The 4,625-nt window shown below is 69.8% G+C and carries 3 protein-coding genes and 1 pseudogene; all 4 read right to left on the reverse strand.

Translation table 11 applies throughout. From position 1 onward, the window contains the following. Nucleotides 1–229 (reverse strand): annotated as a pseudogene (locus CCN72_RS27860) (AI-2E family transporter); the annotation flags it as partial. A gap of 121 nt (nt 230–350) precedes the next feature. Continuing rightward, nucleotides 351–1,043, reverse strand: a complete 693-nt coding sequence (locus tag CCN72_RS27865; protein ID WP_037661765.1) for an aggregation-promoting factor C-terminal-like domain-containing protein — start codon at nt 1,041–1,043, stop codon at nt 351–353. Between the two features lie 398 nt (nt 1,044–1,441). After that, nucleotides 1,442–2,767 carry an RNA 5'-3' helicase PhoH2 gene (phoH2, locus tag CCN72_RS27870; RefSeq protein WP_086810619.1) on the reverse strand — a complete coding sequence of 442 codons (1,326 nt, stop codon included), beginning with the start codon at nt 2,765–2,767 and terminating at the stop codon, nt 1,442–1,444. A gap of 360 nt (nt 2,768–3,127) precedes the next feature. Continuing rightward, the gene (locus CCN72_RS27875; protein WP_085566339.1) at nt 3,128–3,901 is read right to left on the reverse strand and encodes an isoprenyl transferase; all 774 of its coding nucleotides are present in this window, start codon (nt 3,899–3,901) and stop codon (nt 3,128–3,130) included. Between the last annotated feature and the right edge of the window lie 724 nt (nt 3,902–4,625).

Below are 4,625 nucleotides of genomic sequence, written 5' to 3' on the forward strand. Positions count from 1 at the left end.
GGGCCGAGGCGGGGGGACGGCGGGCGTGCGGCACCGCGTCGGCGACGGTGTCGGACGCGGTGTCGGACAGGGCGTCGGGCGCGGCCGAGGACACGGCGTCGGCCATGACCGGCTCCCGGCGTGCCGGTTCGGGCGCGGTGTCCTCCTCGGACACCTCCGCCTGGCGGGCGTCCAGCCGTTCGCTCATCTCGGTGAGACTCGCGCCCAGCTTGCCGAGCCACCCTGGCACTCGCGACATCATCCGTCCTCTTCCCCCGCGTGGAGTCGTGCGCCTACGACCGTACAGTGCGAAAGCCCCTTCCCAGAGGACGGGAAGGGGCTGCGCGGGGTTGAGCGTGGCGTGGCCGGAACTAGTAGTTGCCGTTGGCCTGCCAGTAGGTCCAGGCGTCACAGGGGCTGCCGTAACGCTGGTTCATGTAGTTGAGGCCCCACTTGATCTGCGTGGCCGGGTTGGTCTGCCAGTCGGCACCCGCGGAGGCCATCTTGCCGCCGGGCAGGGCCTGGACGAGGCCGTAGGCACCCGAGGAGGCGTTGACCGCACGGTAGTTCCAGCTGGACTCGTGGTTCACGATGTTGCTGAAACACTGGTACTGGCCGGACGGCACGATCTGCCGCGCCATCGCCTGGATCTGGGCGACCGTGTACGAGGTCTGCACGGGGAAGCTGGCGTTGGCGTCGCCACGGCTGGCGGCGGCCTTGGTCTCCGCGCGCTGCTTGGCCTCCTCGGCCGCCTTCTGGGCGGCCTCCTTCTTCGCGATCGCGGTCTCGGCGGCGGCCTTGCGGGCTGCTGCCTCGGCGTCCTTCTTGGCACTCGCGTCCGCGGCGATGGCCTGGGAGTCGGCCTGCTGCGTCAGGGTCGCGGACTGGACCTGGGCCTGCTGACCCGTCGGTATGTCCGCGAGGAGCGTGGTGTCGGCGGCGGCCGTCGGCTCGGCGTCGTTGTTCTGCGCGACGCTGCCCGAGGCAACTCCGACGACGCTTCCGACGGCGGTGACCGCGGTGGCCGAGGCCACTGCGAATCCCCGGACCGAAATCCGGCTCACACGGTTTCCTTCCAGCATCGCCCGCTTCGGTGACCCTGGCGGACGCAATCGTGCCCCTGAACACTGGCCTCCCAACTGCGGGGTCACGGGAGGCACGGGCCCGGTGGGCAACTCCCCCTGCGGGAAGCGCCGCGTGGTGCGCGGGCGGCATACGACGAACGCTATGGAGTTGGTGCTTCCTGGTGTTCCGCACCGCTGGGGGTGCAGTTGTGTCGTATGCGGGGCCTGACAGGACTGAGACTCTGCCGTAACCGGACGCCGGGAGGCAATTCCGAGTTGAGTGTGAAAGCTCACATCCCGTTTGGCCCAAGGGATTTCCGGAATCACCCACACGCGAAGGCGCCGCCCGGCTAGGCTCTGATGCCTTTGCCGGACGGCGCCAACTGGGCTGGATCGGCTCAGATATGGCCGTCTTCGAGCATTTCGGTCACAAGGGCGGCGATCTGGGACCTCTCGGACCGGGTCAGGGTGACATGCGCGAACAGCGGATGCCCCTTCAGCTTCTCCACCACGGCGACCACACCGTCGTACCGCCCGACGCGCAGATTGTCCCGCTGTGCCACGTCATGGGTCAGTACCACCCGGGAGTTGGCGCCGATCCGGGACAGCACCGTCAGCAGCACATTGCGCTCCAGCGACTGCGCCTCGTCCACGATCACGAACGCGTCGTGCAGCGAGCGGCCGCGGATATGGGTGAGCGGCAGGACCTCCAGCATGCCGCGCGCGGTGACCTCCTCGATGACCTCCCGGCTGGTGACCGCCGACAGCGTGTCGAACACGGCCTGCGCCCAGGGGCTCATCTTCTCCGCCTCGGAGCCCGGCAGATAGCCCAACTCCTGCCCGCCGACCGCGTACAGCGGCCGGAACACCATGACCTTCTGGTGCTGGCGGCGCTCCAGGACCGCCTCCAGGCCCGCGCAGAGCGCCAGCGCCGACTTGCCGGTGCCGGCCCGGCCGCCCATCGAGACGATCCCGACGTCCGGGTCGAGCAGCAGATCGAGGGCGATGCGCTGCTCGGCGCTGCGGCCCTTGATGCCGAACGCCTCCCGATCGCCGCGCACCAGCCGGACATTGCCCTCCGCGGTGACCCGGCCGAGCGCCTTGCCGCGCTCCGACTGGATGGTCAGACCGGTGTGCACCGGGAGTTCGGACGCCTCCGGTACATAGAGGTGTCCGGCCTCGAAGAGGACGTCCACCTGCTCGCCGGGGAGCGTCAGTTCGGTCATCCCGGTCCACCCGGAGTTCTCCGTGATGGCCAGCTCCGCCCGGTACTCCTCGGCGAGGAGCCCGACGGACGAGGCCTTGATGCGCAGCGGCAGGTCCTTCGACACGACGGTGACGTCGAACCCCTCGGCCTGAAGGTTCCGGGCCACCGCGAGGATGCGGGAGTCGTTGTCCCCCAGGCGGTAGCCGGTGGGCAGCACGCTGGGGTCCGAGTGGTTGAGCTCGACACGCACGGTCCCGCCCAGTTCCCCGATCGGGATGGGGGAGTCGAGACGGCCGTACCGGACCCGGTAGTCGTCCAGCAGACGTAGGGCCTGGCGGGCGAAGTACCCCAGTTCGGGATGGTGCCGCTTGGCCTCCAGTTCCGTGACCACCACGATGGGGAGCACTACCTCGTGCTCCTCGAAGCGGGTCAGGGCGTTCGGGTCGGCCAGCAGGACGCTGGTGTCGAGAACATAGGTGCGCCGGTCGGGCTTGCGGCGCTTTGTGCTGGTCACCACGGAAGGACGTACCCCCTCGGATGAGGTCGGGGAGCGACGAAGTGGAAGCCGGGCCGGGAGGGCGGGACGGACCGGGCCGGCCGGCGGCCCCTGCACACGGCGGGCCGGGGGCCGGACCTCCGCGGCGCTGTCGCACGGTCGTGCTGGTGCAAAGGACCTCCCGGGCGGACGGCCCCTGCCGCCCGCTGAGATCCGACGCCCGGGGTTCGGGCGTCGACCTGCTTGCCTTATGCCCTCGAACGAGCGCCGCCATGCAAAAGCGGCCATCGCAGCGGCGGTGAACTCCTGGTGACGACAGTTCGAACGGGGATGCGCGAGGGCCCCGCCGGTGATTTAACCGACGGGGCCCTCGGGCGCATCTCAGCCGCCGAACCGCCGATGACGTGCGGCGTAGTCGCGCAGCGCACGCAGGAAGTCGACCTTGCGGAAGGCCGGCCAGTAGACGTCGCAGAAGTAGTACTCGGAGTGGGCGGTCTGCCACAGCATGAATCCGGACAGCCGCTGCTCACCGCTGGTGCGGATGACGAGGTCCGGGTCGGGCTGGTCGCTGGTGTAGAGGTGACGGCCGATCATGTCGATGTCGACGGACTCGGCGAGGTCCGTCATCGCGACGCCCTTGTCCTGGGCCTCGTACAGCATGGAGCGCACGGCGTCGGCGATCTCCTGCCGGCCGCCGTACCCGATGGCCACGTTGACCACTATCCCCTTGGTGTGGGCGGTGGCCTCCTCGGCCTCCTTGAGGGTGGCCTGCATGCCCGCGGGGAGCAGGTCCATGGCGCCCACGTGGTGCACCCGCCAGCGGCCGTCGGCGGCGAGGGTGCGGACGACGTCCTCGATGATGCCCAGCAGGGGGGCCAGTTCCGCCTGCGCGCGGTCGAAGTTGTCGGTGGACAGCAGCCACAGGGTGACGACCTCGACATCGGTCTCGCTGCACCAGCCGAGGAACTCCTCGATCTTGTCCGCGCCGGCCCGGTGGCCGTGGACGGTGGTGGAGCCGGACGCCTTGGCCCAGCGGCGGTTGCCGTCCACGATGACGCCGATGTGCTTGGGCACCTGGGCGTGGTCGAGGTGGCCCTCCACCCGGCGTGCGTAGAGCCTGACCAGCAGGCCGCGCAGTTTGTCGCGCAGGTTCACGTGGCCCTCCGGGGGTTTGGCGCGGGGTACGTTGCCGGGCCCGTCGAGCCTACCGCTGCCCGGGCCCTGGTCCGGCCCTGCTACGGCGGGGGCGAGGGGGGCGGGGCGGGATCGGGACTCCGGTCCTCGCTGTAGGGACGCGCGCCGGGTGGTGCGCGGTTCCCGGTCGGGACCTCTCGCGTGGCCAAGAAAAAACGGGCCGGTCCGTGGGGGGGAGACGGACCGGCCCGAGGGGGGGTTCCACCATAACCCTTCGTAAGGGCGGATGGGGGCATCGGCGCCCCACAACTACTCTCCGAAGTCACCCGGGAACGCCCTGGTGGATGCGGAACGATGGATTCAGGGGGTCTTTCCGGTCGATTCACCGGGGAATCCCAGGCAAACCTGGTCGGAGGCGGTGAATTCCGAAGGAATTCGGAGACTTGCCGCCATCCGGGGTCGCGTCGGCGTGTTGCCCCCGAATCCCCCCGACGGACTACCCGCACGGCGAACGGTGACGCGCCGGCCGCCGCGCGCCCCCACGGGGCGATCTCCCCGTTTCACGGCACCGCGCAGCCCCCTCCACTGCGCGGTACCACCCGCGCTGCTTTGCTGGCGCGAATTGCGTTGGTCTGAACTTACGTGACGGGTGGGGCTGGTGTGAACCGTGTCCGATAACGATGTGGACACTGCGGGCCCCCCGAGGGGTCGGACAGGCCCTAGGTGTATTGACCACGAGCGTTGT

This window comes from Streptomyces murinus, assembly GCF_002154555.1.
Taxonomy (GTDB): Bacteria; Actinomycetota; Actinomycetes; order Streptomycetales; family Streptomycetaceae; genus Streptomyces; species Streptomyces murinus.